General features: G+C 73.1%; 26 protein-coding genes and 1 tRNA gene. 16 read left to right on the top strand and 11 right to left on the bottom strand.

Translation table 11 applies throughout. The features are described 5' to 3' along the window. Positions 1–61: 61 nt before the first annotated feature. The gene (locus L7N97_RS22155) at positions 62–1,258 is read right to left on the bottom strand and encodes an acetylserotonin O-methyltransferase (RefSeq protein WP_237480425.1); all 1,197 of its coding nucleotides are present in this window, start codon (positions 1,256–1,258) and stop codon (positions 62–64) included. A gap of 82 nt (positions 1,259–1,340) precedes the next feature. Here L7N97_RS22155 and crtD point away from each other — a divergent pair, with 82 nt between their 5' ends. Then, positions 1,341–2,897, top strand: a complete 1,557-nt coding sequence (gene crtD, locus L7N97_RS22150) for a 1-hydroxycarotenoid 3,4-desaturase CrtD (RefSeq protein WP_237480424.1) — start codon at positions 1,341–1,343, stop codon at positions 2,895–2,897. Beyond that, a complete protein-coding gene (locus L7N97_RS22145) occupies positions 2,837–3,748 on the top strand; it encodes a carotenoid 1,2-hydratase (RefSeq protein WP_237482358.1) in 912 nt (303 codons plus the stop codon). Before crtD ends, L7N97_RS22145 begins: the two co-directional genes overlap by 61 nt. A gap of 70 nt (positions 3,749–3,818) precedes the next feature. On the opposite strand, the gene prfB is transcribed toward L7N97_RS22145, so the two are convergent. After that, a protein-coding gene (prfB, locus tag L7N97_RS22140) for a peptide chain release factor 2 (protein WP_237480423.1) occupies positions 3,819–4,947 on the bottom strand; the annotation gives its coding sequence in 2 pieces (ribosomal slippage) (positions 3,819–4,877 and positions 4,879–4,947; 1,128 coding nt in all). Between the two features lie 159 nt (positions 4,948–5,106). Here prfB and L7N97_RS22135 point away from each other — a divergent pair. Beyond that, on the top strand, positions 5,107–5,364 hold the full coding sequence (locus L7N97_RS22135) for a hypothetical protein (protein WP_237480422.1): 258 nt from the start codon (positions 5,107–5,109) through the stop codon (positions 5,362–5,364). 12 nt (positions 5,365–5,376) lie between these two features. Here the strand turns inward: L7N97_RS22135 and L7N97_RS22130 are convergent, their stop codons facing one another. Both L7N97_RS22130 and L7N97_RS22125 read right to left on the bottom strand, forming a co-directional pair. Further along, complete coding sequence (locus L7N97_RS22130) at positions 5,377–5,880, bottom strand: OmpA family protein (RefSeq protein ID WP_237480421.1); 504 nt, start codon at positions 5,878–5,880, stop codon at positions 5,377–5,379. Beyond that, complete coding sequence (locus tag L7N97_RS22125; RefSeq protein ID WP_237482357.1) at positions 5,877–6,500, bottom strand: L,D-transpeptidase; 624 nt, start codon at positions 6,498–6,500, stop codon at positions 5,877–5,879. The genes L7N97_RS22130 and L7N97_RS22125 overlap by 4 nt, the downstream gene beginning before the upstream one ends. Before the next feature lie 122 nt (positions 6,501–6,622). Here L7N97_RS22125 and recO point away from each other — a divergent pair, with 122 nt between their 5' ends. Continuing rightward, positions 6,623–7,363, top strand: a complete 741-nt coding sequence (gene recO / locus L7N97_RS22120) for a DNA repair protein RecO (protein WP_237480420.1) — start codon at positions 6,623–6,625, stop codon at positions 7,361–7,363. Between the two features lie 15 nt (positions 7,364–7,378). On the opposite strand, the gene L7N97_RS22115 is transcribed toward recO, so the two are convergent. Further along, positions 7,379–7,957: an invasion associated locus B family protein gene (locus tag L7N97_RS22115; protein ID WP_237480419.1), complete on the bottom strand. Its 579-nt coding sequence runs from the start codon at positions 7,955–7,957 to the stop codon at positions 7,379–7,381. Positions 7,958–8,107: 150 nt separating this feature from the next. Here L7N97_RS22115 and L7N97_RS22110 point away from each other — a divergent pair, with 150 nt between their 5' ends. The 5 genes from L7N97_RS22110 (at position 8,108) to L7N97_RS22090 (ending at position 11,969) form a co-directional block, all read left to right on the top strand. Beyond that, positions 8,108–8,605: a DUF3429 domain-containing protein gene (locus L7N97_RS22110; protein WP_237480418.1), complete on the top strand. Its 498-nt coding sequence runs from the start codon at positions 8,108–8,110 to the stop codon at positions 8,603–8,605. Between the two features lie 21 nt (positions 8,606–8,626). Then, a complete protein-coding gene (locus L7N97_RS22105) occupies positions 8,627–9,106 on the top strand; it encodes a TspO/MBR family protein (RefSeq protein ID WP_237480417.1) in 480 nt (159 codons plus the stop codon). A gap of 8 nt (positions 9,107–9,114) precedes the next feature. Continuing rightward, the gene (locus L7N97_RS22100) at positions 9,115–9,948 is read left to right on the top strand and encodes a class I SAM-dependent methyltransferase (protein ID WP_237480416.1); all 834 of its coding nucleotides are present in this window, start codon (positions 9,115–9,117) and stop codon (positions 9,946–9,948) included. Positions 9,949–10,064: 116 nt separating this feature from the next. Next, on the top strand, positions 10,065–11,204 hold the full coding sequence (locus tag L7N97_RS22095; protein ID WP_237480415.1) for a patatin-like phospholipase family protein: 1,140 nt from the start codon (positions 10,065–10,067) through the stop codon (positions 11,202–11,204). A 75-nt stretch (positions 11,205–11,279) separates the two neighbouring features. Further along, positions 11,280–11,969, top strand: a complete 690-nt coding sequence (locus L7N97_RS22090) for a dihydrofolate reductase family protein (protein WP_237480414.1) — start codon at positions 11,280–11,282, stop codon at positions 11,967–11,969. Positions 11,970–11,988: 19 nt separating this feature from the next. Here the strand turns inward: L7N97_RS22090 and L7N97_RS22085 are convergent, their stop codons facing one another. Then, entirely contained in the window at positions 11,989–12,759 is a 771-nt protein-coding gene (locus L7N97_RS22085; RefSeq protein ID WP_237480413.1) for an L-iditol 2-dehydrogenase, read from the bottom strand. 241 nt (positions 12,760–13,000) lie between these two features. Between L7N97_RS22085 and L7N97_RS22080 the strand changes: the two genes are divergently transcribed. The 3 genes from L7N97_RS22080 to L7N97_RS22070 all read left to right on the top strand — a co-directional run bounded on the left by L7N97_RS22080 (position 13,001) and on the right by L7N97_RS22070 (position 13,987). Continuing rightward, positions 13,001–13,276 (top strand): hypothetical protein, encoded by a 276-nt coding sequence (locus tag L7N97_RS22080; protein WP_237480412.1) that lies wholly within the window; start codon positions 13,001–13,003, stop codon positions 13,274–13,276. Between the two features lie 207 nt (positions 13,277–13,483). Continuing rightward, positions 13,484–13,741 carry a hypothetical protein gene (locus L7N97_RS22075; RefSeq protein ID WP_237480411.1) on the top strand — a complete coding sequence of 86 codons (258 nt, stop codon included), beginning with the start codon at positions 13,484–13,486 and terminating at the stop codon, positions 13,739–13,741. An 81-nt stretch (positions 13,742–13,822) separates the two neighbouring features. Further along, positions 13,823–13,987 (top strand): YqaE/Pmp3 family membrane protein, encoded by a 165-nt coding sequence (locus tag L7N97_RS22070; protein ID WP_237480410.1) that lies wholly within the window; start codon positions 13,823–13,825, stop codon positions 13,985–13,987. 82 nt (positions 13,988–14,069) lie between these two features. Here L7N97_RS22070 and L7N97_RS22065 read toward each other — a convergent pair whose 3' ends face one another. From L7N97_RS22065 to L7N97_RS22055, 3 genes are all read right to left on the bottom strand, one after another. Beyond that, a complete protein-coding gene (locus tag L7N97_RS22065) occupies positions 14,070–14,807 on the bottom strand; it encodes a hypothetical protein (protein ID WP_237480409.1) in 738 nt (245 codons plus the stop codon). Positions 14,808–15,034: 227 nt separating this feature from the next. Further along, positions 15,035–15,544 (bottom strand): HAD domain-containing protein, encoded by a 510-nt coding sequence (locus L7N97_RS22060; RefSeq protein WP_237480408.1) that lies wholly within the window; start codon positions 15,542–15,544, stop codon positions 15,035–15,037. Between the two features lie 258 nt (positions 15,545–15,802). Then, positions 15,803–15,887, bottom strand: a tRNA-Leu gene (locus tag L7N97_RS22055). 153 nt (positions 15,888–16,040) lie between these two features. Between L7N97_RS22055 and lipB the strand changes: the two genes are divergently transcribed. Both lipB and L7N97_RS22045 read left to right on the top strand, forming a co-directional pair. Next, the gene (gene lipB / locus L7N97_RS22050) at positions 16,041–16,853 is read left to right on the top strand and encodes a lipoyl(octanoyl) transferase LipB (RefSeq protein WP_237480407.1); all 813 of its coding nucleotides are present in this window, start codon (positions 16,041–16,043) and stop codon (positions 16,851–16,853) included. Continuing rightward, positions 16,850–16,990, top strand: coding sequence for a hypothetical protein (locus L7N97_RS22045; protein WP_237480406.1), 141 nt, complete (start codon positions 16,850–16,852; stop codon positions 16,988–16,990). The genes lipB and L7N97_RS22045 overlap by 4 nt, the downstream gene beginning before the upstream one ends. A gap of 71 nt (positions 16,991–17,061) precedes the next feature. On the opposite strand, the gene L7N97_RS22040 is transcribed toward L7N97_RS22045, so the two are convergent. Further along, complete coding sequence (locus L7N97_RS22040) at positions 17,062–17,529, bottom strand: hypothetical protein (RefSeq protein WP_237480405.1); 468 nt, start codon at positions 17,527–17,529, stop codon at positions 17,062–17,064. A gap of 183 nt (positions 17,530–17,712) precedes the next feature. On the opposite strand from L7N97_RS22040, the gene L7N97_RS22035 reads away from it, so the two are divergent. After that, positions 17,713–18,099, top strand: a complete 387-nt coding sequence (locus tag L7N97_RS22035) for a RidA family protein (protein WP_237480404.1) — start codon at positions 17,713–17,715, stop codon at positions 18,097–18,099. A 137-nt stretch (positions 18,100–18,236) separates the two neighbouring features. On the opposite strand, the gene L7N97_RS22030 is transcribed toward L7N97_RS22035, so the two are convergent. Continuing rightward, positions 18,237–18,920 (bottom strand): haloacid dehalogenase type II, encoded by a 684-nt coding sequence (locus L7N97_RS22030; RefSeq protein ID WP_237480403.1) that lies wholly within the window; start codon positions 18,918–18,920, stop codon positions 18,237–18,239. Positions 18,921–18,988: 68 nt separating this feature from the next. Between L7N97_RS22030 and L7N97_RS22025 the strand changes: the two genes are divergently transcribed. Beyond that, a complete protein-coding gene (locus tag L7N97_RS22025) occupies positions 18,989–19,837 on the top strand; it encodes a 23S rRNA (adenine(2030)-N(6))-methyltransferase RlmJ (RefSeq protein WP_237480402.1) in 849 nt (282 codons plus the stop codon).

The following is a 19,837-nucleotide window of genomic DNA, read 5'->3' as shown; positions in this document are numbered from 1 at the left end:
GTGCCGTCGACTAAGCCGGAGCTGTATAGGAGATTGGACGCCTCAGAGTGTCAAGCTGGATTTACACTCCGCCGCCCGCCGGGGTGTGGGCGACGATGACGCCGGTGACGATGGGCAGCGACGTCGGCCGCCGCTCGACGTCGACGAAGCCGGCCTCGCGGAGCATCAGCGCGAGTTCGTCGTAGCTTCGGGCGCGGCCCTGACCCATGGCCATGAGATAGAAGCCGAAGTAGGCGCCGCCGACGCGCTCGGCCCCCGCCGTGTCGGCCAGGGGCTCGGCGACCAGCAGCGTGCCGCCGGGCGGCAGGGCGCGGCGGACGGAGGCGAGCAGGGCCCGCACGGTCTCGTCCTCGTGGTCGTGGAGGACGCGCACGAGCGACACGAGGTCGGCGCCGGCGGGGACTGGGTCGCGGCGGAAGTCGCCGCCGACCGCGCGCGCCCGGCCCGCGAGGCCGCCGCGGGCGAAGCGCGATTCGGCCTCGGCCGCCACCGAGGGCAGGTCGAAGAGGGTGAGGTCGAGCGCCGGCGCCGCGGCGGCGACGGCCTGGAGGAAGGTGCCGTCGCCGCCCGCCACGTCGACCATGCGGCGGTGGCAAGCGAAGGGATAGGCGCGCACGACCTCGCGCGACACCATGGCCTGCGAGGCCGACATGAGCCGCGTGTAGGCGAGGGTGCGCTCGCGGCCGTGGCCGGACGCGTCCTCCGCCTCGCTATAGGACCAGAAGGCGCCGAGCGCCCGCTCGCCCCGCTCGCCGCGCAGCAGCGCCACGGGGTCGGCGAGGTCGCGGTACAGCATGGCGTGGTGCTCCACCATGGCGGTGATGCCGGGGTCGAGCAGCACGGCGCGGCCGAGCGGGCCGAGGCGATAGCGGTCGCGCCCGGCGCGGGCGGCGAGGCGCAGCGAGGCCGCGGCTTCGAGCAGCCGGCGGGCCCCGGCCTCCGGCAGGCGGAGCGCGCCGGCGAGGTCGGCCGTCGTCCGGGGGCCGGCGCGCAGGGCTTCGAAGAGTCCGAGGCGCACGGCGGCGACCAGCACCTGCGAGTAGACGAAGCCGGCGCAGAGGTCGAAGACCGCGCCGGCGCGCGCCCGCGCGATCGGCCGGCTCAGGGGGAAGCGGGTCGCGAAGGCGACGAGGCCGGGATGCAGACCGGCCCGGTCGCAGGCCGCGCCGATCCGGTCCTTCAGGCCCTGCCACAGGTGCCCCACGCCGCGCTGGGGGCCGGCGAGCGGGCTGACGGCGGACGGGGTCGAAGCGGGCATGTCAGTTTTTGACACCCGAAATGTGTCATGTAAACTGGACACATGAGCGGGGCCTCAGCGTCGCTCGCCGGGCGGACGCGTCATGTCGGAACTTCACGTCGCCGTGGTGGGCGCGGGCATCGGGGGCCTCGTGGCGGCGCTCGATCTCGCGCGCCGCGGCACCCGCGTCACCGTGGTCGAGCGCGCCGCGGGCCCCGGCGGCAAGCTGCGGCAGGTCAAGGTCGGGGAGCGCCTGGTCGACGCGGGCCCGACCGTGTTCACCCTGCGCGACGTGTTCGACCGCGTCTTCACCGAGGCGGGCGAGCGGCTCGACGACCACCTGCGGCTCACGCGGCAGAGCCGGCTCGCGCGCCACCACTGGCCGGACGGCAGCAGCCTCGACCTCCACGACGACCCCGCCCGCTCGGCCGAGGCCATCGGCGCCTTCGCCGGCGCCGGCGCGGCCCGCGCCTACCGCGACTTCGCCCGCCAAGCCGCCGACGTCTACGCGGCGCTGGAGAAGCCCTTCATCCGCGCCGAGCGGCCCGCCAACCCCATGGCGCTGATGAGCCGGGCCGGGCTGGCGGGCTTCGGCGGCATGCTGCGCATCCAGCCCTACACGCTGCTGTGGCGGGCGCTCGGCGAGCTATTCACCGACCCGCGGCTGCGCCAGCTCTTCGGGCGCTATGCCACCTATTGCGGCTCCTCGCCCTTCGAGGCGCCGGCCACGCTGATGCTCGTCGCCCACGTGGAAGCGCAGGGCGTGTGGTCGGTCGAGGGCGGGCTCGGCGCGCTGGCCCGCGCGCTCCAGGCGCTCTGCGAGGCGCGCGGCGTGCGGTTCCGCTTCCACGCGGACGTGGCCGAGGTGCTGATGTCGGGCGGCCGCGCCGCGGGCCTGAGCCTGCGCGGCGGCGAGCGCCTCGCCTGCGACGCGGTGGTGTGGAACGGCGACGCCGCGGCGCTGGCCGCGGGCCGGGCCGGGCGCGGCGCCATGGCGGCGGTGCCCGCCACGGCGCCCGACGCGCGCTCGCTTTCCGCCTTCACGGTCGCCATGGCGGCGCGGATGCGCGGGCCGGAGCTGCTGCGCCACAACGTCTTCTTCTCCGAGGACTACCCGGCCGAGTTCGAGGCCATCCGGGCGGGCCGCGTGCCTGAACGGCCCACCGTCTACCTTTGCGCGCAGGACCGCGGCGACGGCTCGCCCGCCCTGCCCGCAGGCCCCGAGGGCGCGCCCGTCGAGCGGGCCCTCGCCATCGTCAACGCGCCCGCCGACGGCGACCGCCACCGCTACACCCCCGAGGAGATCCGATCATGCGAGGAGCGGACTTTCCGCCAGCTGGAGCGCTGCGGGCTCACGGTGGAGCGGCCTCCCGGTTCGACGCTGCCGACGGCGCCGAGCGACTTCTCGGACCTGTTCCCGGGCACGGGCGGAGCGCTCTACGGGCCGGCCTCGCATGGGTGGATGGCTTCGTTCCGTCGCCCCGGGTCGCGTTCGCGCCTGCCCGGCCTCTACCTCGCGGGCGGGAGCGTGCATCCGGGCTCGGGCGTGCCGATGGCCGCGCTGTCGGGCCGGCTGGCGGCGTCGAGCCTCATGCAGGACTGCGCTTCGACATCAAGGTCGACCCGAACGGCTACGCGTGGTGGTACGTCGATGCGCTGAGCGAGGACGGGCGCGAGGGGCTGACCCTCATCGCCTTCATCGGCAGCGTGTTCTCGCCCTATTACGCCTGGACGGGGCGGCGCGACCCGGCCGACCATTGCGCGCTCAACGTCGCGCTCTACGGCACGCACCGCCGCTGGGCCATGACGGAGCGCCGGGCCTCCGCGCTGCGGCGCGACGAGGCGAGCCTGAACATCGGCCCGAGCGCGCTGCGCTGGGACGGCACCTGCCTCACGGTGACGATCGACGAGGTGACGGCGCCGATCCCGCGGCGCGTGCGCGGGCAGGTGCGCCTCTACCCGCAGGCCGTGGTGAACCACCCCATCGTGCTCGACGAGGTCGGCAACCACTGCTGGTGGCCGATCGCGCCCTGCGCGCGGGTCGAGGTCGAGATGGAGAAGCCGGACGCCTCCTGGTCCGGCACCGGCTATTTCGACCACAACCGGGGCGACGCGTCGCTGGAATCGACCTTCCGGCGCTGGGACTGGTCGCGCGCGTCGACCCCGGACGGCACGGCGGTGCTCTACGACCTGGAGACGCGCGGCGGCGACACCTGCTCGCTCGCCATCCTGTTCGACCCGGAGCGCGGCGTGGTGGACTTCGCGCCGCCACCCGAGGCGCGGCTGCCGCGCACGCTGTGGGGCGTCGGGCGCGGCACGCGGGCCGAGGCGGGCGGCGCGCGCGTGACGAGGACGCTGGAGGACGGGCCCTTCTACGCGCGCTCGATTCTGGAGACCACGCTGCTCGGCCATCGCTCGGAGGCGATCCACGAGAGCCTGTCGCTCGACCGCTTCCGCAACCCGATCATCAAGACGTTCCTGCCGTGGCGCATGCCGCGGAAGGGGTGGTAGGCCGCGTCACCGGTCCGGGCGGGACGCCGCACGGCGCCCCGCCCGTGTCCGTCGACGGCCGGAGCCGGCCTCAGTCCACGTCCTCGACCACCACGGTGCGGCCGGACAGGCGCTGCGCCAGCGAGGCCTCCATGAAGGCGTCGAGTTCGCCGTCCAGCACCTCGTCGGGCGTGCCCGAAGTCATGCCGGTGCGCAGGTCCTTCACGAGCTGGTAGGGCTGGAGCACGTAGGAGCGGATCTGATGGCCCCAGCCGACGTCGGTCTTCGAGGCCGCGTCGGCGTTGGCCTTGGCTTCGGCCTTCTCCAGCTCGATCTCGTAGAGGCGGGCGCGCAGCATGTTCCACGCGGTCGCGCGGTTCTTGTGCTGCGAGCGCTCGCCCTGGCACGCCACCACGACGCCCGAGGGCACGTGCGTGATGCGGACCGCGGAATCCGTGGTGTTCACGTGCTGGCCTCCGGCGCCCGACGACCGGTAGGTGTCGATGCGGCAGTCGGATTCCTTGATGTCCACCTCGATCTTGTCGTCGACCACCGGATAGACCCAGGCCGAAGCGAAGCTCGTGTGGCGCCGCGCCGCGCTGTCGAAGGGCGAGATGCGGACGAGGCGATGGACGCCCGACTCGGTCTTGGCCCAGCCATAGGCGTTGTGGCCCTTCACTAGGATCGTCGCGGACTTGATGCCCGCCTCTTCCCCGGCGCTCTCCTCGATCAGCTCGACCTTGAACTTCCGGCGCTCGGCCCAGCGCGTGTACATGCGGAACAGCATGCGGGCCCAGTCCTGGGACTCGGTGCCGCCCGCGCCCGAATGGACCTCGATGTAGGCGTCGTTGGCGTCGGCCTCGCCGGACAGCAGCGATTCGACCTGGCGCTTGTCCGCCTCGAGCTTGAGGGCCCGCAGGGCATCGATGGCTTCGCGCTCGACCGCGGCGTCGTCCTCGGCCTCGGCGAGCTCGACGAGCGTGACGGAGTCCTCGAGGTCGCGCTCCAGCCGCGACAGGGCGCCGAGACGCTCCTCGAGCTCGGTGCGCTCGCGCATGACCTTCTGGGCCGCGGCGGCGTCGCTCCAAAGGGCGGGGTCCTCGGATCGGGCGTTGAGTTCGGCTAGGCGCCGCGTCGCTGTGTCGACGTCAAAGATGCCTCCTCAGCAGTCCCACGGACTGCTTGATCTGCTCGACGAGCGCCAGGGGTTCGGCTCGCATGGGTGGGGTTCGATCCTCGGCTGGGAATGCGGCGGAGGGCGACAGATAGAGGGCGGCCGGACCCCTGTCCAGGCGGCGGGGTCGCGGCGCGGGGGCCGCCCGTGCCATAAGGCGAGGGGGCGGCCGTCCGACGGGGTCGGGGCCGCCATGGAGAACACGATGCCGTCACGCTTCCGCGCGCGCTCCGTCCTGGCCGCGCTCGCCCTCCTGTCGATCCCCTCCGCCGGCCGGGCCGAGCCCGCCGCCGCCGATCAGGAGGCCTGCACGCCGGACGTGTTCAAGATCTGCTCCTCGGCCATCCCGAGCGAGACCGCGATCGTGGCCTGCCTCAACGCCCACATCCCGCAGCTCAGCCCCGCCTGCCGGGCCGTGATCGACCCGCCGAAGGCGAAGGCCAGGCGCCGGCACCGGGCCTGAGCGGCCGCGCCGTCAGGACGCGACCGAGTCGAGCACCGTGACGGCCCGGCGGTTCTGCGACCAGCAGGCCGGCTCGGCGCAGCGCCGCACCGGGCGGGTGTTGCCGTAGCTGACGGCCCGCAGGCGCGACGCCGCGACGCCGCGGTGCTCCAGGTAGGCCACCACGGCGGCGGCGCGGCGGCGGCCGAGCGCCATGTTGCTCTCGGCCGAGCCCGGCTCGTCGGCGTAGCCCTCCACCACCATGCGGTAGGGGGTGTAGCGCTTGAGCCAGGCCGCCTGCTTGTCGAGCGTGGCGCGGTCCGTGTCGTTGAGATCCGCCGAGTTCGCGGCGAAGAACACGCGGCGGCCGACGTTGACGTCGAAGTCGGACGGGCTGCCCTTGGGGGCGTCCAGCGTCGTGGCGATGGGGGTGTCGCCGTTGACGCTCGGCGCCGAGGAGCCTCCGAAATGGCCGCAGCCGCCGAGCGCGGCGGCGAGCGACAGGATCGCGCCGAGGCGGATCGCGCGCGCCCTCACCGGATGTGCTTCAGCACGAGGACGGCCGTGCCGACGGGCGTGCGCTGGTAGAGGTCCATCACGTCCTCGGGCAGCAGGCGCACGCAGCCCGACGAGGCGTCGGTGCCGATGGTCCAGGGCTCCAGCGTGCCGTGCAGGCGGTAGCCGAGGTCGGTGCCGTCCCGGTACAGGTAGAGGGCGCGGGGGCCGAGCGGGTTGTCGGGCCCGCCCGCCATGTGGCGCGGCAGGTCCGGGCGGCGCTTCAGCATCTCGGGCGGCGGCGTCCAGCCGGGCCAGATCGCCTTGCGGGCCACGGTGGCGCGCCCGAACCACTTGAAGCCTTCCAGCCCGACGCCGACGCCGTAGCGCAGCGCCGTGTTGTTCTCGAAAGTGACGTAGAGGAAGTGGTTCTGGGTATCGACGATGATCGTGCCCGGCGCCTCGCGGTGCTCGTGCTCGACGAGCTGGCGCTGCCACACGGGGTCGATCGCCGCGACGTTGGACCGGTTGTAGGTGAAGCCGTGGTCCTGCGCCTTGCCCGAGAAGAAGGGCGACGGGTCGAAGGCGGCCCGCGCCGGCCCGGGTCCCATCAGGCTCAGCGCGGCGGAGCCGCCCAGCATCGTGCGGCGCGTGATCGCCAAAGTCATCGTCTCCCGGGCCGGCCGTCGCGGCCACGCCTCATCGCGGGCATGTCGCATCGCGAAAGTGTCGCCAGGGTGGCTAGGATTCCGTTACATCCGGGCTGTTGCAGGGGGGACACGGCGTGGAGTGGCGCGACCGCGGGACGGTGCTGGGCGGGCGGGCCTACGGCGAGACCAGCGTGGTGCTGGAGTTGCTGACGGCCGAGCACGGGCGCCACCTCGGCCTCGTGCAGGGCGGCCGCTCGCGGCGGCTGCGCCCGGTGCTGCAGCCCGGCAACGCCGTGGAGGCGGTGTGGCGCGCCCGCATCGACCATCACCTCGGCGCCTTCGCGGTCGAGGGACTGAAGCTGCGCGCCGCCGGCGTCATGGGCAGCGCCGCCTCGCTCCACGCCGTCAACCACCTGACCGGCCTCGCGCGCCTCCTGCCCGAGCGCGAGCCGCAGCCGGCGCTCCACCTCATGCTGGAAGCCATGATGGAGGGCATCGAGGACCGGCACCGGCTGCCGCTGCAGATGGTGCAGTTCGAGCTGGCCTTCCTGGCGGCGCTCGGCTTCGGCCTCGACCTCGCCGCCTGCGCGACCACGGGCGGCACGGCGGACCTCCACTACGTGTCGCCGAAGACCGGCCGCGCCGTGTCGGTCGGGGCGGCGGGGATCTACGCCGACCGGCTGCTGCCTCTGCCCGCCTTCCTGCGGCCGGGCGAGGCGCGCTCGGCCGTGACGGTGGACGACCTCGCTGCGGCCTTCCGGCTCACCGACCACTTCCTCGCGCGCGACGTCTACGCGCCGCGCCACGTCGCCCCGCCCTCCTCGCGCCGGGCCTATCTGGCGGCGATCGCCGCGTCCGGGGAGGGGGCGAGCTGAGCGGCTGCCACAGCCTCACATCTTGGCGAGGGCGTCGAGCGCCTGGGCGAGGCCGCGGAACGACACGGGCAGCGTCACGTCGCGGTTGAGCCCGTCCTTGTAGACGATGCGCCCCTGCCCGGTCTCGCTCCGCCAGCGGCGGGCCGCCTCGTCGGACCCGGCGCTTTCGGCGAAACAGCCGACCGGCAGGCAGCGCCGCCAGGCGAGCTCGACACCCGCGGCGTCCTTGTCGCCGGCCGAGATCCTGACGGTGCTCGGGAACCACACGTCGACCGGCAGAACCACGACGAGCTTCAGCGGGTCGGAGGGGCCGGCGTGGCCGAAGGCGATCTGCGCCACCGCGACCTGCTGGTTCGGGAGCTGTACGGTCTGCACGGCCTCGCAGATGCGCTGGGCCTTGTCGCCCGCGCCCTTCTCGCACCGCGCCGTCCAGTCGCCGTAGGAGGCGGTGGTCACGGACGGGTCGGGGCCGACCGGCGCCGGAGCGGCGGGGGCGGGCTTCGCGGGCTCGGCGGCGGCCGAGGGGACCGCGCAGGCCAAGGACGCGCAGGCCAGGAGGGCGGTGAGGGCCGAAGCTCCGGCGACGTGGCGCATGCGGTCGTGGTTCCTGAAGGATGGGGCGCTCCCGCTCTTAAAGCAGGACGGGCCGCGGCCAAACCCCCTCGCACGCGCGAGCGACGGTCTCGTCGGGGCAGGGACCTCGATGCGGCGCAACATCGCGCGCGAGCCGGGCGTTGGGCGCGCATGACCGACACGACGCCGTCCTCCGCCACTTTCACCCTGACCGAGCCGGCCGAGACGCCCTGGCTCGGCGTGTTCTTCGGCTACGTCGCCATGGTGCCCTTCGTGGTCGGCGTGCTGGCGTTCTGGCTCGCGGGCGAGCCGTGGCGGGGCGCGGCGCTGGCCATCACGCTGTTCTGGGGCTGCGCCATCCTGACCTTCCTGGCGGGGGTGCGGCGCGGGGTGTCGTTCCGCACGCCCGGCGGCGTCACGGCGGGGCAGATCGTCACCATGCTGTGGCTGTTCTGCCTGGGCTTCGCCGCCATCGTGCTGACCGCGATCGCCATGCCGGTCTGGGCGACCGCGCTGCTGCTCGTCGGCTACCTCAGCCTGCAGGTCTTCGACCCCATCGCGGCCCGCAAGCTCGAAGCGCCGCTGTATTTCGCGCGGCTGCGCCCGGCCCAGATGGCCATCCCCCTGCTCTGTCTCCTCGGCACGCTCGTGCTATTGTCGACCCGCTGAGGTCGACCGGGGCGGCGCGCGATGGATGTGAATTCGGGACTGGCCCTCGCAGGGTTCCTCGTGGCCGCCTTCGCGGCCGCGTCGAGCGGCGCCGTCTTCAAGCCGGACGAGTGGTACCGCACCCTGCGCAAGCCGGGCTGGACGCCGCGCCCCTGGGTGTTCCCCGTGGTGTGGACGCCGCTCTACCTGATGATCGCGGTGTCGGGCTGGCTCGCCTGGCGCGAGACGGGGCTGTTCACCCTGCCCTTCGCCTTCTACGCCGCCCAGATGGTGCTCAACGCCGGCTGGTCGGCCGTGTTCTTCGGGCTGCGGCGGCCGGACCTCGCCTTCGCCGAGCTGCTGGTCCTGTGGCTGTCGATCCTGCTCACGCTGATCGGCTTCGCCCCGGCGAGCCCGGCCGCGGCCTGGCTGCTGGCCCCCTACCTGCTCTGGGTCACGATCGCGGGCGCGCTGAACCTGTCCGTGTGGCGCATGAACGCCGACCGCTTCGCGCGGGCCTGAGACGCGCGATGCGCTTCCCGCTCCGCGCCGCCGCGCTCGCTCTCCTCGCCTCCGTCCCCCTCGCGCGGGCGCAGGACGCCCCCGCCCCGCCCGACCCCGCCCTGCAGGCCGCCGTCGACAGCGAGCGGCGTAACCCACGCATGCCGGCCTTCGACGCCGCCCGCCACCCCGTCGACGAGCTGACCTTCTTCGGCCTGAAACCCGACATGACGGTCGTCGAGCTGTGGCCGGCCGGCGGCTACTGGACCGAGATCCTGGCCCCTTACCTGCGCGACGGCGGCGGCACGCTGATCGCCGCCATGGAGGTGGAGCCGCCGAACAGCCCGTACCGCGAGGCGGCGGCGAAGCGCTTCGCCTATTTCAAGCGCCGCGTCGCCGAGGACCCAGACCTGTTCGCCGGCCTCAAGGTGTCGGCCTTCGGCCCCGGCACCGAGGCCATCGCGCCGGCCAATTCCGTCGACCTGATCCTGGGCATCCGCGACCTGCACCTGTGGATGCGCCAGGGCTTCGCCGAGGAAGCGCTGGTGGCCTGCTTCAAGGCACTCAAGCCCGGCGGCATCCTGGCGCTGGTCGACCACCGCGGCAACCGCGCCGGCGAGCAGGACATCCACGCCGCCGATGGCTACGTGCGCGAGGACTACGCCAAGGGGCTGGCGGAGCTCGCCGGCTTCACCTTCGTGGCCTCCTCCGAGATGGAGGCCAACCCGAAGGACACGGCCGACTGGCCGCACGGCGTGACCACGCTCGGCCCGACCTTCGCGCTCGGCAACCAGGACCGCGCCAAATACGAGGCCGTGGGCGGGCCCGACAACTTCGTGCTGAAGTTCCGCAAGCCGCTCTAGCGACGGCGCCGACGCAGGATTGCATCGGCGTTGACACGCCGGCGCGGGTCGTCGGACCATGCCGTGCCGCGTGACGGGCCTCCCGGTCGTCACGGGCGGGCCCGGAGGTCGGCGCGATGGCGGAAACGGTCGACATCGGCCTCGTGATGCAGGGCGGGGGTGCGCTCGGCGCCTACGAGCACGGTGCCGTGCAGGCCCTGCTGGAGATGGGCTGCCGCCCCGTGGCGATCAGCGGCGTGTCGATCGGCGCCATCAACACGGCCGTCCTCGCCGGTGCCCGCGACGGCGACATGAGGCGCAGCATCGACCGGCTGTGGGCGGCCATCACGCTGCCCGACAATCCCTTCCTGCCGCAGGGCACGCAGGCCCTGATGTCCGTCTTCGGCGATCCCGCGTTCTGGCGGCTGCGCGCCGACTGGTACGCGGCCCCGACCTGGACCAGCCTGTACGACACGAGCCCCATGTACCGGACGCTCGACGCCATCGTCGACTGGGACCGCATCAACGCGCCGTCCCCCTCCGTGCGCATGGCCGTGACGGCGACCTGCGTCGAGACGGGGCGCAACAGGCGCTTCTCGAACTACGACCCCGGGCAGAAGGCGACCGCCATGGCGGACCTCCTCGACGGTGCCGAGGCGGCCGACCTCGCCGACAACACGACGATCAAGGACCGCACCACGATCGAGGCCAGGCACGTCATGGCGAGCGGCGCCCTGCCGCCGAGCTTCCCGAGCGTCGCGGTCGACGGGCAGACCTTCTGGGACGGCGGCCTCTTCGACAACACGCCGCTGCGGCCGCTGGTCGAGATGCTCACGCCCGCGGAGGCGGACAGCCTGCCGATCGTGGTCATCAACCTGTTCCCCGACGCCGCCCCGGCCCCGCGCGACTTCGCGGGCGTGCAGACGCGCATGATGGAGATCCAATACGAGAGCCGGTTCAGCGACGAGTTCGGCGGCTTCCACAACACTCTGCGCTACGGCCGCATGCTGACCGACCTCCTGAAGCTCGCGACCGACAACCCGGCCGTCTTCGAGGCGATCAGGCAGGACCCGCAGTTCCAGCGCCTGATGCTGTACCGGGCCATGAAGAACCTGCACGTCATCCCGGCCGACACCGTGTTCGAGTCGACCGGAACCCTGGATTTCTCCGCGCCCGGCATCGAGCGGCGGCGCGAGGCCGGCTACGCGGCCGCCCGGAAACACCTCGACCGCGAGGCGGCGCGCGGCGGAGGCGCCCTGTTCGCTCGCCACAGGTGACGCCAGCGGGACGGCCGGACGATCCAACCGGCGGCGTCGTCCGTTCTGATCGGGTCAAGACCCCGGCAGGACCGCATGAAGCCCCACGTCACCGTCCACATGATCACCTCCGTCGACGGCCGCATCAGGACGAGCCGCTGGAGCCCGTTCGAGGGCCGCGGCGAATACGAGAAAGTCCACGACCTGCTCGAAGGCGATGCCTGGATGTGCGGGCGCGTGACGATGAGCGGCTACGCGCGCGGCACGGCGCCCTACCCCGCGACGGACGAGCGCCTACCCCGCACCGACCACGTCGCGAAGCGCGACGCCCCGTCCTACGCGGTGGCGCTCGACGCCTCCGGCAAGCTCGTCTGGGGGCGGGACGCCATCGACGCCGACCACCTCGTCGTCGTGCTGAGCGAGGCCGTGCCCGACGCGCACCTCGCCGGCCTCAGGCACGACGGCGTGTCCTACGTGTTCGGCGGACGCCACGAGATCGACTTCGGCCGCGTGCTGGAAAGCCTGAACCGCGAGTTCGGCATCGGGCGCCTGATCGTCGAGGGCGGGGGCCGCATCAACGGCTCGCTGCTCAAGGCCGGCGCCGTCGACGAACTGTCGCTGCTGCTCGCCCCCGCGGTGGACGGGCTCGCGGGCGGGGGCGCGCTGTTCGACTACGACGGCGCGCCCGACGACGCGACCGCCAAGGGCCTGCGCCTCACGCTGCTGTCGTCGCAGCCGCGCGAGGGCGGGGTGATGTGGCTGCGCTACCGGGTCGACCGGGTGTGACGGCCCCCGCCCTCCCGACTCAGTTCATCCAGTTGCCGCCATCGATGTTGTAGCACTGGGCCACGATGTAGTCGGCGTCCCGGCTCGCCAGGAAGGTCGCGAGGCCGCCGATCTCCTCGGGCCGGGCCATGCGGCCGAACGGCACCGAGGCTCCGACGGCGCGCTTCTTCTCGCCCGGCTGGAGGTTCTCGTAGCGGGCGAACATGGAATCCACGTGGTCCCAGTGCTCGTTGTCGACCACGCCGGGCGCGATGGCGTTGACGTTGATGCCGTGCTTGATGAGGTCGAGGCCGGCGCTCTGGGTCAGCGAGATCACCGCGGCCTTGGACGAGCAGTAGACGCCCACCAGCGCCTCGCCGCGGCGGCCGGCCTGGGACGCGAAGTTGATGATCTTGCCGCCCCGCCCCTGCGTGATCATCTGGCGGGCGACGGCCTGCATCGTGAAGAGCAGGCCCTCGACGTTGACGGCATAGACCTTGCGGTAGCTTTCCCGCGTGATCTCGACGATGGGGGCGAGGTCGAAGAGGCCGGCGTTGTTCACGAGGATGTCGATGCCGCCGTATTCGGCGACCACGCGCGCCACCAGGGCGTCGATCGACTCCTGGTGCGTGACGTCGAGCTGCAGGCCCAGCGCCCGATGGCCGATGCCCTGCGCGACCTCGATCGCGCCGGCGTGGTTGAGGTCGGCGACCACGACCCTGGCGCCTTCCGCGTGGTAGCGCTCCGCGATGGCGCGGCCGATGCCGCGCGCCGCGCCCGTGACGATGGCGACCTTGCCGTCGAGTTGCATTGACCCTGTCCTCCTGGTGGCCGCGGAAGGCGACGGCCCCGCGGCACGCGGGGCCGGGCTCCAGGGTGCTCTATAGACGAATTCCGGGAGCGCCGCCGCCCGGCCGCGGGCCGGGCCGCTGGCGGCGCGGCGGAGCGCGACGGCGGTCCCGGCCCGAGCCAGGGACGATCTCGCGGGGGTTCGGCACCCAACGACGGCCCCGCGCGTTCAACCCGCGCTTTCGACGGAGAGAAGGGATCTCATGATGCGTCACTTCGCCCGCGGCCTGCTGGCCGCCGCGTCCCTGGCCGGCCTCGTCACCACGGCCGATGCCGCGACGGCGCACAATTCCCAGGCCGGCTCCTGGGGGCCGACCACGCACAACTGCGCGCCGACGCCCTACTTCCCCACGGGCGGCTGCGCTTCCGCGGCCTTCGAGAACGACCGGCGCTACCCGTTCGACGTCGGGCCCTACGAGGATCAGCCCGAGCGGCGCCTGCGCTACCCGGGCGTGCCCGCCGACCCCTTCGGCGACTGAGCCGGCGAGGCGGGCAGGTGTCTCACGTCGGGCCGTGACAGGACCACGGTCCAGGGCGAAGCGGCCGGCACATCGGTCGACGCGATTGTGCGTTGCGGTATAATGTAACCCGATGGCGCCACCCGGTGATTCGGACGCCGACCCTGGGCGGCCGTCCGATCCGCGTTCGGCGCCGGATCGCGCGAGGCACGTCGGCGTGAGAGCGGGATGGCGGGGAGGGACGACGAGACGGAGCGGTTGCGGATCGCGCAGGACCTCATCTCTGCCGACAGCCTCGATGTGGCCGCAGCCCTGGCGCTGCTGAACACGCTGCCGGAAACGCTCGGGCCCTCGGTCGTGGAGGCGGTCGACCACGCGAAGCGGGCCGTCGCGGCGGCGCCCGGCGGCGACCACCGCCATCAGGCGGTCGCCCGGTACATGGTGGCCCGCGTCCTCGTGCTGCTGGAGCGTGCGCGGAGCGCGTGACGCGCCGCCCCGCACGGGGAACGGCGCGGTCGGAGCCGCGTTGGCCGCGACGAGACACACGGCCCGGGAGCCGACCCAACCATGCTCATGATTCTGATCTGCTTCATCGCGCCCTGGCTCGCGATGTTTCTGCGCGGCCACGTCATCCAGGGCGTGCTGTGCATCATCCTGCACCTGACCGTGATCGGCTGGATCCCGGCGACGATCTGGGCCCTCGTCGTCACCCGCCGCGAAGGGGCCGCATAGCGGGCGATCGGATGCGGAGCGGCGCGCGCAGACACGCCCGTGCCGTCGATCCCGCCGCGTCGCCGCGGCGGGGGATATCTCCTCAGGCCGCGGCCGGAGCCTTCCGCCACGCCCCGAACAGCGCGTCGCGCAGCGCCTCGCCGACCTGGGCCAGCGACCGCGACAGAGTCGAGCGCCACAGGCCGGCGCCATCGTCGCACAGCGGGTCGTTGACGACGGGGCTGTCGTCGAGGCCCACGAGGACGTTCCCGACGTTCGGGTCCAGCGCCCGCGGGGCGGCCGCCCGCAGAGCCGCGACGTAGGGCTCGTAGCCCGGCCAGGCGGCCCGGAAGGCTTCCCGGATCCCATCGAAGCTTGGGTGGTCGACCGCGGGCTCGTGGGCCGGCCATTCCGCCCTGAACCGGGCCCGCACGCCCTCGTCCATCGGCATGCCGGGGTGGTCGGCGATCACCGCGTGGGCGAAGGGCAGCCACCAAGCATCGCGCGGCGGCTCGGCCAAGCGCGACGAGACGGTCATCAGCGCGCCGCAGCGGCTGACGTGCATGTCGTGGACCCGCGGCGCGTGCGGCCCGTTCGAGCCCGCGAAGCCGCGCCGCAGCAGGGCCGCGTAGTCGCCGAATCCGTCGGCCTTGCGGGCGAAGCGCACGACCACGTCCGGGTGGTCGGGATGCGCGTGGACGCTGCCGTGGTACCCGTAGCCGATCTCGGGCCAGCCGGCGGCGACCAGCGCCCCGTGGCCCTTCGCGGCCGACCGCTCGGCGATGCCGAGCGACGCCAGCGAGCGCCGCGACGTCTTCGTGGTCTTCCTCGTCATGAACATCGCAGCCCCTCCTTCCTGCCGGCGAACGTCCCGACGCCAAGCTCCCCCCGGCCGCACGGGAGCGGCGAGGTGGGGCAGCCGGACGGGCACGTCCGGCCGAGGTCTCGATGACCAGGCGATGTCGGGAGCGGCGCGACGCGAGCGTCATGCCACCGTCATGATTTGGGGCAAATCGGGGCGAAGATCAACGGCTTCGAAGGATCTCCGCGCGCGCGTTCAGGAATTTTTCACTTCCCGTCCGACGCGGCGTCCATGCGAGCCACCAGCTCGCGCGCGAGGGCGCCCTCCGCTTCGGTGATTCCGCACTCCGGATCGGGCCTGACGTGGCGTCCGCGATGCGCAAGGCCGACGTCGACGTCGTCGAGCACGAGGTAGCGGGTGATCCCGTTGCGGGCGGCATGCTCGGCGATCTCGTCGCCGCGCCGCGCCCTGTCGGCGGGGAGCATGCCGCCGGTCTCCGGGTCGCGGCTGGTGTCGGGGATGGCCGTGCGCCAGTCGGCGTGGAAGCAGCCCGCAGGCAGGCCCGCCGCGACCAGCGTCGGCCTGCAGTCGGCGACGCGCCAGGTCGACGACACCACCACGACCCCGCCGAGGTCGCGCACGAGCGAGGCCACGATGGCGACCTCGGCCGGGTCGAGCCTGTCCGCCCCGGCGCGCCGCTGGTAGCCGGCCGTCGTCAGGACGCCGTCCACGTCGAGGTAGAGCGTCAAAGGTTCGCGCCGCGCCGCCTGGTCCAACCGACCGCCTCCGTCCTGAACCGGGCTCCGATGCCGGCCGAGACGGAGCTACCGCGCGGGACGTCCAGCGTCGAGCGCGTGATTCGCTCGGACCTCGGACAGAAAAAACCGCGCGATCGACATCAGCGCGGCTTCCGAAAGCGATCAGGTTGAGCTTTGGAACAGCATCCCAGGCGGATACTGGTCGCCCGGTCGGACCGCCCTCGGCGATGACGGAGCAGCCTCGACCTCAGGTGATCCAAACCCTCGGAGAGGGATTGGTGCGGCCAAGAGGACTCGAACCTCCACGGGTCTCCCCACTAGCACCTCAAGCTAGCGCGTCTACCAATTCCGCCATGGCCGCGACCTGTGTCGCTGCCGGGTCAGACCCGGCGTCGGCGAGGCCTGTGAACTAACAAACGGGACCGGGGCTGGCAAGGGCCTTCTGCGTCGTTTTCCCCGCGGCATCGCCCGGCTAGGATCGCGGCCCGTCCCCCGCACACCGTCAGCCGAGCCGATGCCCGACGATCAAGCCTCGACCATCCCCGCCCCGCGCGGCAGCGCCGCGGCCGGCCTGAAGCCCGCCGGCGGGGCGGGGCCGGTCGAATGGCGCGTCGAGGAGGCTCCCGTGCCCTACGCCGAAGCGGTGGCGGCCATGGAGGCGCATGTCGCGCTCGTCATCGCCGGGGAAGCGCCGGAACGCGTCTGGCTGGTCGAGCACCCGCCGCTCTACACGGCCGGCACCTCGGCGCGGGACGGCGACCTCAGGGACGGGCGGTTCCCGGTGCACCGGACGGGGCGGGGCGGGCAGTACACCTACCACGGCCCCGGCCAGCGGGTCGCCTACGTCATGCTCGACCTGAACCGTCGGCGGCCGGACGTGCGGGCCTTCGTGGCGGCGCTGGAAGACTGGGTGATCGGCGCGCTGGCGCGGCTGAACGTGCGGGGCGAGCGGCGGCAGGACCGCGTCGGCGTGTGGGTGGCGCGGCCCGACAAGCCCGCCGGGCTCGACGGCACGCCCGCGGAGGACAAGGTGGCGGCCATCGGCATCCGGCTCAAGCGGTGGGTCAGCTTCCACGGCGTCTCGGTCAACGTGGAGCCGGACCTTTCCCATTTCGGCGGCATCGTGCCCTGCGGCATCGCGCAGTCGCACTACGGGGTGACGAGCCTCGTCGACCTCGGCTTGCCGATCGCGATGGCGGAGTTCGACGGCGTGCTGCGGGCGGAGTTCGAGCGCGTCTTCGGCCCGACGGCGGATCCGGCGGCGGGACGCGCGGAACTTGCGGAGGCTCCTGCCGTTGCCGCAGCAATCAGGGAGCGAGACCGATGAGCGAGAGACCGACCCGCCTCGACAAGACGGACGCCCGCGCGGGCAAGTCCGGCGTCGGCGTGCGCTACGTGCTGATCGGCGGCCTCGTGCTGGTGATCGTCGCCTTCATCCTGGTGTCGCTCTTCGCCGGCCGGTAGGGCGGATCGCGCTCGGGTGCGACCACCGGATCCCGCGGCGCGATCCGCCGACCGGAGCGACCGCGGTCGGATCACGCCGCCATCCGCAGCGGGCGCGAGAAGGCGTCCTCGCCCCGCGACAGGCCCGGCCAGCCCGCCACCGCCCGCGCCCGCACGGCGCCCGCGAACCAGGACGGCACGGTCTGGGCCTCGTCCAGCACGTTGACCAGGAGGGCGAAGGAGGCCGGGGTGCGGGCCGCGTCGGCCTGGGCGAGGAGCCACTCCGCCTGGGTCTCGTCGAGACGGCCCGTGGGACGGGCGCCCCAGACGACGTGGTCGGTCACGGCCTGGATGAAGAAGCTCGTCCAGCTGTCGCAGCGGCTCAGCGCCGCCCGCTCCAGGTCGAACAGTGCCTCGGCCTCGGCGCGGTCGAGCGAACCATCGGCGAAGAGGTGGCGGTGCAGCGACGCCACGTCGCCGGGCACGATGTCGGACCGGCCGGCGATCGCCGGCGCGGAGATCGGGGTGACGTTCGTCGAAGTGGCGATTTCGATCTGCATGGTGGCCCGTCCTTCTGTTGAGCTGACAGTGGACGCCGGCGATTTCTGGAAAATGAACACCGGATGACTGTAAATCGGCAAGGTTAAACGGCCCGCAAGGGGCAGAATGACCAAAGCGTTGCTTTCAGACCTCGTTGACGATGTGGAGCGGCCGGCGAGGGCCGGCGCCGGAAGGGGTAGCTCATGGGGGAGCGGAGGCTGATCGGCTCGGGATCGCGGTTCGAGGCGGAGATCGGCTACAGCCGCGCCGTGGTGGACGGGGACTGGGTGTTCGTGTCCGGCACTACGGGCTTCGACTACGCGGCCGGCACGATCCCCGAGGGCGCGGCGGCGCAGTGCGAGCGGGCGCTCGACAACATCGGTGCGGCGCTGGCGGAGGCCGGCTTCACCTTCAACGACGCGGTCCGGGTCCGCTACATCCTGCCCGATCCGGCCGACTTCGAGAGCTGCTGGCCTGCCCTGCGCGCGCGGCTCGGCGCGGCCCGGCCCGCCGCGACCATGATGGTCGCCGGGCTGCTCGACCCGCGCATGCGGATCGAGATCGAGCTGACCGGACGGCGGCGGCGGTGATCCGGCCCGGGACGGATAAGGTCCGCGCCGTCGCGAGTGCGCGGACGACCATCGTCTCGGTCGCAGATATGGGCCGGCACGACCTCCTCACGTCGCGCGGGACGTTCCCGACCGCTCTGCTGTGCCGAGGGGGCGCTTCACCGCCAGGCCGCGATCGCCATCTCCGCCAACGCCGCCATGTCGGGCGCGACGAGGTCCGGCGCCGGCAGGCCTGGCACCGCGAGCGGCGCGTTGCCGGGGCGCGTCACCAGGGCGCCGGCCCAGCCCAGGCCCTGCGCGCCCATCGTGTCCCAGCCGTGGGCCGCCACGAGGCAGAAGCTGCCGGGCGGCAGCGCCAGCGCGTCCGACACCTGCCGGTACACCTCCGGCGCCGGCTTGAAGCGGCGCACGGCATCGACGCTGAACTGCCGCTCGACGAGGCGCCCGATGCCGCTGCGCTCGACCGGGCTGACGTCCGGGTCGGGCGCCGAGTTGGTCAGGGTGACGAGGCGGAAGCCGGCGCCGCGCAGGCGCTCCAGCGCCGGCAGCACGTCGGCGTGCGCCGGCAGGCCGAGCGTGCGGGCCGTGAGCTCCGCCACGTCCGCGTCCGACACGGGCCGCCCGCGGATCTCGCCCAGCATGCGGAGCACGCCCGCCCCGAGCGCGCCGAAAGGGGCGTAGAACCCCGCGAGCGTCGCGGACTGGGAATGGAGCACGAGCTGCGCGAACCAGTCCCGCATCGCCGCGCCGTCGCCGAAGACGCGCAGGAACAGCGGCTCCAGGGTCTCGATGTCGAGCAGGGTCTCGTTGACGTCGAAGACGAGGACGGTGGGCTTGGTCATGCGCGGTCTCCCTGGCGTGCGGTGGGATGGGAGTTGGGCGCGTCGGCGGATCTGCGTTAGGGGCAGGCATGAACTATCGCCACGCCTTCCACGCCGGCAACTTCGCCGACGTCCTCAAACACGCCCTGCTGGCCCGCGTGCTCACCTACATGATCGCGAAGCCGGCCCCGCTCCGCTTCGTCGACACCCACGCGGGCCTCGGCGTCTACGATCTCGCCAGCGACGAGGCGACCCGCACGGGCGAGTGGCGCGACGGCATCGCGCGCGTCGCCGCGGCCCCCAGACCGCCTGAGCTCGCCGAGGTGCTGGCGCCCTATCTGGCGGCCGTCGGCCCCGCCGGGGCGGACGGCCTGTGGCGCTGCTATCCCGGCTCGCCCGCGGTGGCGCAGTGGGTGCTGCGCCCGGAGGACCGGTTGACGCTCTGCGAGCTGCACCCGGACGACGCCGCAGCGCTCAAGCGCGAGATCGGCGGCGACAAGCGCGTGCGCGTGATGGCGTCCGACGGATACGCGGCGCTCAACGCGGTGCTGCCGCCCCCCGAGCGCCGCGGCCTCGTGCTGATCGACCCGCCCTTCGAGAAGACGGACGAGTTCGACCGGCTGCTCGCGGCCCTGCTGCGCGCCCATGCCAAGTGGCCCACCGGCTCCTACATGGTCTGGTATCCGCTGAAGAACCGCGCGGCGGTGGGCCGCTTCGCCGCCGGCCTCGCGGGGTCGGGGATGAAGCGCGTGTTGCAGGTCCACCTGCTGGTCGGCGACCCGGACGCCGGGCCGTTGGCGGGCTCCGGCCTCGCCTTCGTCAACCCGCCCTACACGCTGAAGGCCGAGGCCGAGGCGCTGCTGCCCTGGCTCGCTGCGGTGATGGGGCGTCCCGGCCAGCCGACCGAATGGACCGTGAGGTGGCTCGCGGGGGAGTGA

Source organism: Lichenibacterium dinghuense (assembly GCF_021730615.1).
Classification (GTDB): Bacteria; Pseudomonadota; Alphaproteobacteria; order Rhizobiales; family Beijerinckiaceae; genus Lichenihabitans; species Lichenihabitans dinghuensis.
This window is presented reverse-complemented; position numbering and strand designations above follow the sequence as displayed.